This window comes from Acinetobacter sp. OYA S30 (assembly GCF_033599315.1).
Classification (GTDB): domain Bacteria; phylum Pseudomonadota; class Gammaproteobacteria; order Pseudomonadales; family Moraxellaceae; genus Acinetobacter; species Acinetobacter baumannii.
This window is the reverse complement of sequence record NZ_JAWVAV010000075.1, coordinates 1-6174: the sequence shown is the minus strand read 5'-3', so window position 1 is coordinate 6174 and position 6174 is coordinate 1. Positions and strand designations below refer to the sequence as shown.

The 6174-nt window shown below is 50.9% G+C and carries 8 protein-coding genes and 1 pseudogene; 6 read left to right on the top strand and 3 right to left on the bottom strand.

The window, feature by feature from the left end; translation table 11 throughout:
* The first annotated feature begins 519 nt into the window (after positions 1-519).
* The 6 genes and pseudogenes from R5R67_RS18735 to R5R67_RS18710 all read left to right on the top strand — a co-directional run bounded on the left by R5R67_RS18735 (position 520) and on the right by R5R67_RS18710 (position 4090).
* On the top strand, positions 520-843 hold the full coding sequence (locus tag R5R67_RS18735) for a MobC family plasmid mobilization relaxosome protein (protein ID WP_181833984.1): 324 nt from the start codon (positions 520-522) through the stop codon (positions 841-843).
* Positions 782-1198 (top strand): annotated as a pseudogene (locus tag R5R67_RS19750) (relaxase/mobilization nuclease domain-containing protein); the annotation flags it as partial. The gene R5R67_RS18735 and the pseudogene R5R67_RS19750, both read left to right, overlap by 62 nt.
* Positions 1199-1520: 322 nt before the next feature.
* Complete coding sequence (locus R5R67_RS18725) at positions 1521-2018, top strand: MbeB family mobilization protein (RefSeq protein WP_142674820.1); 498 nt, start codon at positions 1521-1523, stop codon at positions 2016-2018.
* Between the two features lie 6 nt (positions 2019-2024).
* Positions 2025-2240 (top strand): MbeD family mobilization/exclusion protein, encoded by a 216-nt coding sequence (locus R5R67_RS18720; protein WP_023343075.1) that lies wholly within the window; start codon positions 2025-2027, stop codon positions 2238-2240.
* Between the two features lie 270 nt (positions 2241-2510).
* Entirely contained in the window at positions 2511-3425 is a 915-nt protein-coding gene (gene lpxO, locus R5R67_RS18715) for a lipid A hydroxylase LpxO (RefSeq protein WP_023343074.1), read from the top strand.
* A gap of 506 nt (positions 3426-3931) precedes the next feature.
* Positions 3932-4090, top strand: a complete 159-nt coding sequence (locus tag R5R67_RS18710; RefSeq protein WP_318755141.1) for a hypothetical protein — start codon at positions 3932-3934, stop codon at positions 4088-4090.
* Positions 4091-4150: 60 nt separating this feature from the next.
* Here the strand turns inward: R5R67_RS18710 and R5R67_RS18705 are convergent, their stop codons facing one another.
* The 3 genes from R5R67_RS18705 to R5R67_RS18695 form a co-directional block, all read right to left on the bottom strand.
* Positions 4151-4318, bottom strand: coding sequence for a hypothetical protein (locus tag R5R67_RS18705; protein ID WP_318755140.1), 168 nt, complete (start codon positions 4316-4318; stop codon positions 4151-4153).
* A gap of 383 nt (positions 4319-4701) precedes the next feature.
* A complete protein-coding gene (locus R5R67_RS18700; protein ID WP_318156441.1) occupies positions 4702-4929 on the bottom strand; it encodes a YgdI/YgdR family lipoprotein in 228 nt (75 codons plus the stop codon).
* 21 nt (positions 4930-4950) lie between these two features.
* Positions 4951-5184: a YgdI/YgdR family lipoprotein gene (locus R5R67_RS18695; RefSeq protein ID WP_114263614.1), complete on the bottom strand. Its 234-nt coding sequence runs from the start codon at positions 5182-5184 to the stop codon at positions 4951-4953.
* Positions 5185-6174 lie beyond the last annotated feature (990 nt).

The window sequence follows — 6174 nt, the reverse complement described above, 5'->3', positions numbered from 1 at the left end:
CACCAGGGGGAAACGCCTGGTATCTTTAAGTCCTGTCGGGTTTCGCCACCACTGATTTGAGCGTCAGATTTTGTGATGCTTGTCAGGGGGGCGGAGCCTATGGAAAAACGGCAACACCGTGGCCTTCTGCTCTTCATTGCTAAGTCTCGTCCTTGCATTCTCCAGGAAATTCCCGCCCCGCCTGTAAGCTGTTACCGCTCGCCGCAGCCGAACGACCGAGCGCAGCGAGTCAGTGAGCGAGGAAGCGGAATATATCCTGTATCACATATTCTGCTGACGCTGTGCTGCTGCATTTTTCTCCTGCCACATAAAGCACTTCCCTGAATTCCCACTTCGATTTACCATATTAAGCCAGTATACACTCCGCTAGCGCTACGTGACTGGTTCAGGGCTGCGCCCCGAAACCCGCTAAAACCACTGCCGCGCCTGCGGCTTGCCCAACACCGCGCCGACCGGGAAAGCATTTCCCGCCCGTCCCGGCGTTATCTGGAGGCCGGATTGGCAGACAAACGCAGCAAAATGCTCACGATGTGGGTGACCGAAGATGAGCACCGGCGTCTGCTGGAACGCTGCGACGGTAAGCAGCTCGCAGCCTGGATGCGCCAGACGTGCCTGGACGAGAAGCCGGCTCGTGCCGGCAAACTTCCGTCGATCTCGCCGGCGCTGCTTCGTCAGATCGCCGGCATGGGTAACAACCTTAATCAGATTGCCCGGCAGGTTAACGCCGGTGGCGGTACCGGGCACGATCGCGTGCAGGTCGTCGCCGCACTGATGGCCATTGATGCCGGACTTGAGCGGCTGCGGCACGCCGTGCTGGAAAAGGGAGAAGACGATGATCGTTAAGTTTCATCCCAGAGGGCGCGGCGGCGGTGCGGGTCCGGTGGATTATCTGCTGGGGAAAGACCGGCAGCGCGACGGCGCCAGCGTTCTGCAGGGGAAGCCGGAGGAAGTCAGGGAGCTTATCGACGCCTCGCCCTACGCCAAAAAGTACACCTCCGGCGTGCTGTCCTTTGCCGAACAGGACTTATCCCCCGGGCAGCGGGAAAAGCTGATGGCGAGCTTTGAGCGGGTTCTGATGCCCGGACTCGACAAAGACCAGTACAGCGTGCTGTGGGTTGAGCACCAGGACAAGGGGCGACTGGAGCTGAACTTCCTCATCCCGAACACGGAGCTGCTGACCGGCAAACGGCTCCAGCCGTATTACGACCGCGCCGACCGTCCGCGCATCGATGCCTGGCAGACCATAGTGAACGGCACGCTGGGGCTGCACGACCCGAACGCGCCGGAGAACCGGCGAGCGCTGGTCACGCCGTCCGCGCTGCCGGAAGCGAAGCTGGAAGCCGCTCAGGCGATTACACGGGGTTTACTGGTCTTAGCCTCGTCCGGGGAGCTGAAAAACCGTCAGGACGTCACTGAGGCGCTGGAAAGCGCGGGTTTTAAGGTGGTGCGCACCACAAAAAGCAGCATCAGCATTGCCGACCCGGACGGGGGGCGAAATATCCGACTGAAGGGAGCCATTTATGAACAGTCTTTTAACGCTGGCGAAGGACTTAGAGCAGAAATCGAAAGCGCAGCAGCAGACTACCGGCGAGATGCTGAAAGCCGCATTCAGCGAGCTCGAGAAGTCTGTCAGAGCGGAACTGAGCGAAAGCGAGAAGAGAATCAGCGCCGCCATCCTCGACCACGACCGGAAGCTGTCCTCAGCCATGAGCCAGCGCACGAAAGGCATGGTGCGTATGGTCAGCCAGACGTGGCTGACCATCGTCCTGGTCTCCGCGCTACTGATAGCCTCGAGCGCGGCCATTCTGTGGTGGCAGGGGAACCAGATGCTCGACAACTACGCGAGCATCCGGGAACAGAGGGACGCGCTGGAGAAGCTGAACGCCCGGACGTGGGGCGTGAGGTACCAGGAGGACAACCAGGGGCGTTTTCTGGTGCTGCCGGAGGGCGTGAAAGCGGATACGAACTGGACGTTCGACAACGGAACGAAGATCGGCATCAGGCTGGTACGGGAGTAGATCAGAATGACAGAGCTGGAAAAACAGTTGCTGAGCGCATTAGAGCAGCTACAGCAGGACTACTCGAAAAGGCTGGACGAGTGGGAGAGCGCCTTCGCGGAATGGCGGACGATGTCTGGTCTTATGCAACGGGAGAACGCGGCGCTGAGCGAGCGCGTCACGGGCTTGAGCAGGCAGGTGCAGAGTTTGAGCGATCAGCTGCGCCGGTTGTCGAGCGGCTGAATGCCGTCGAGCTGCAGCAGGTGCGGGAGGCGCGGCATCAGAAAGCGCTGGAGCTCGAACGATCACAGCGACAGCGGGTATATCACGGTCCGTCCCTTTGATTCATTTCAGCATAATTCCTGCTGAAATCCTCTCTGCCTGTGTAGTAGATATGTTCTGGTGAAGCTTCGATTATACTATTGATAAATAGCATTTAGATTATAATTTAAGTGCATTCATTATGTTATCTTTAAGAGATTTTTATTATTGGCGTGAACAAGGAATATACACATGCTGTCACTTATTATTATTTTTGTTTTTCTTATCAGTGTATTGTATGCGCATTCTCGCGGTAAAATAAAACAAAAGTTTTCCAGGCAGTTATTTGATCATTCAACATTTATGGCTCCGATAAATATGTTTATGACAGGCTTTTCGAAGCTGCCGTCAAAGCAGGCATGGTTTCCCCCAGAAACATTTCCTGAACTTCAACCATTAATTGATAACTGGCAGGTTATAAGAGACGAAGCTGTTAATTTGCAAGGGCACATTAAATCATCTGAAAAAAATAATGATGCAGGATTTAATACATTTTTTAAGCGCGGTTGGAAGCGCTTTTACCTCAAGTGGTATGGAGATGCTCATCCATCAGCGGAGCGGCTTTGCCCAGTAACAACCCAACTGGTTAGCTCTATTCCCTGTATTAAAGCAGCGATGTTTGCTGAATTGCCTTCAGGAAGCCATTTAGGAAAGCATCGTGACCCTTATGCCGGTTCAGTTCGTTATCATTTAGGATTATCAACACCAAATGATGAACGGTGTTTTATTGAAGTTGATGGTGTACGCCGCAGTTGGCATGATGGTGAAGTGATAATTTTTGACGAAACTTTTGTTCACTGGGCTCAGAATGATACCGAGCAGACACGTATTATTTTGTTCTGTGATATAGAAAGGCCGATGAAGTGGCGGTGGTCACAAAAAATAAATAGGTGGATAGGTGGGGTGCTAATGTCAGCGGCAGCATCACCCAACGATAATAATGACAGGACTGGTGCTATAAATCATTTATTTAAATATGTTAATGCTATTCGTGATGCAGGTCAGAAGCTAAAAAAAAGGAATCGAAAACTATATTATTTGATTAAAAATGGAGTTATTTCTTTGATTTTTGTTTGGCTTGCTGTCTCAGTGTTTAGATGGCTGTGATTTGTTTTTTTCTATTGAGTCATACATAAATTTGGGTCTTCTATGCTCAATGTATGGTTATAGATAAAAATCGCCTGCTAAAAAATTCTATTGAAATCTTTTTAGTAAGAAAGGCCCGAATCTGACGCTCAGCGGGCCTTTCGTGAAGAAGTGCGGCAGTAGACAGATTTCATCTGATCACGTTCATGTGCTGCTGTGCAATTAAGCGTTTCTTTCGGAGCTTTCACGGTATTTCCTTCACGAAACCGCCCGCCATTCACTCTTGTGCATAGCCATGCAGCCGCGCAGAAATTATCAGGGGCGTTTTTCAGGGTTTGGGCCGGGGAAAGGTGCCGGAAACGGCCCTCAGGCCGCAGAAACGCGCTGAGGGGCTCTCAGGGGGTGCGGCCAAGCACTTTTATGTTAAAAGCGTGACGCCTGGCAGGTACCAGGAAAAATGATGACGGCTGCGCTTATGTGCCTGTAAAGGAGGCTGATAACAATAGTGTGCCTCACCAAGGGGTGAAATGAACGATAATGCGAATGTGTGTGTTGTACTTCTGGCTCCTCCGGACTTGGAGGAGTTTTTTTTTGCCCCCGGTTTGCGGCTGGCTTGCGAAATTACAGAATTTACGCATGCTGAAAGCGTGCAGGCTCATGCTGGAGCCTGCGCTTTGCGCAGTTAATTACGAACGCTTTTCTGTTGTTCAACCCGCTGGAGATGGCGGGTTTTTTAGGGGCATGATTTAGCCCAGTCTCTGTGAACCTGGCCACTTCTTCGTGATCTCCTGCAGCTCCCGCTCCAGCTCGCCGATCCAGTCCTCACTTTTACCATTCCGCGAGCTTTTCTCGTTATTGCCACCGCTGTGTTCAGGTTCTTTTGGCGATTCTAGGTCGTTCTCGTCACGTATCATATGTGTATCCTCTATCTGCCCATAGAAGTTGTCGTCCGGATGAGGAGGGCGTTCAGTAATCTTACACATCTTTTCTCTTTAATCCGGGAGCTACAGGCCAGTTGGGTTTGAGGCTGATGTGGGGAGGGGCACGCAACAGTAGTCTTATGTTAAAAGCGTTATACCTGGCAGATACGAAAAAATTATGTGTCCGGGCCTGGGAAAGTGCGTAATCTGCAGATAACCGTACATGTCCCGCGTCAGGGACTGCCCGTTATAAATCCACTGTGCTGTCGTGCTTTGGCTTCCGACTTTTCGTGTGCGGGAGCTTTTTTTTTGCCGGTTGTCGGGGCGGAAAAAAGAAAAAGGCCGCAGACGCGGCCTTTTCCGGAAAGAGCAGTGCCTCAGTGAGGGATTTCAGAGACTTCTTTCACGTCGGTTTTGTTGATTTGCTGCTTAACTCCGTTCGCATCGGTATAGCCCAGCAGGCCCGTATCCGACTCTTCAGGCTTACCGTCGCTGACAATAGTACGTCCGTCGTTGGTGTGAATGGCATAGCTTGTGCGGGTGCAGCCGGTCAGGGCTGAGAGCGCCACTGCCGCTGCGAATACTGAAACAAAAATCTTTTTCATGGCCAGATCCTTTTATCCGTATCAGTTGTCCAGTTCACTCATGTTGCTTATTTTATCGCGGTTTATCTGACTGTATCTTCCGGTTGTTGCGTCCTTATAGGACACCAGGCCGGTATCGTTATCGATTTCAGGTTTGCCGTCTGTCACGATAGTGCGACCATCCGTTGTTTTTATTTGCTGATTTGAAGAACATCCGGCTGCGGCAAACGTCACTGACGCGACAATCATGGCCGCCAACAGCGTTTTTTTATTCATGACAGGTTCCCTCTTAAAAGTAAGGTGGATATGGATTCTAACCCTATAAGTATAGGCCATTTTTTGCATGCAGAGAGGGGGGCAACAGGCATAGTTCGGCTGCGGGATGTTATGGTAAATATTGTACAGCTATGACTATCACCCCGGTAATGCTACATATCACCGCTAATGGATTTGCGAACAACATTCCGAGTTCTGTTGCAGATAACATCCGAACAATTACATTCCCTATGATTACTCCGGTAATGAGGGATAAGACGGTATAGCCAAAGATACTCAAAAGCCCCATTTCACCCCATATAGCTTCCGCTATGGGATAGATGAAGATGCCAACGCTAGATGGGAGAGTTGTAAGCAGCAAAAATATGTAAGTTTTACTGGGGGTGTACTCTCTAATATTTCCTACTCTCATTAAGTTTGTGATGAATACAGATATCCACCATAAAGTCAGAACTATAAAGAAGGTGTAAATCATTGATTTTATTGTCCGGGATGGGTGGTTGTGGATCATCCTACTATCTTGCCTGATTAGTAATCTTTTCAAAAGGATATGTTATCAAGGGGAATAGAAGTGGTGGCGGTAACGGGGAGTGGTTGATACCCAGACGTGGATATAAGCAATGTTTCCGAGGTTAGGATCTTCTTGTGATCCTGTCGTTACCGTCGTAATCTCTTGCCCTGTAAACGAAAAAACCACCCGGCAAGGTGGTTTTTCGAAGGTTCAGTAAACCGGCAAGTTTCTGAACCGTGGTAACAGTCTTGTGCGAGACATGTCACCAAATCTGTCCTTCCAGTGTAGCCGTAGTCAGGCCACCACTTCAAGAACTCTCACAACATCTCTCGCACATCCTGTTTACCAGTGGCCGTTGCCAATGGCGCTTTTGCGTGTCTTTCCGGGTTGGACTCAAGACGATAGTTACCGGACAAGGCGCAGCGGTCGGACTGAACGGGGGGTTCGTGCATACAGTCCAGCTTGGAGCGAACTGCCTT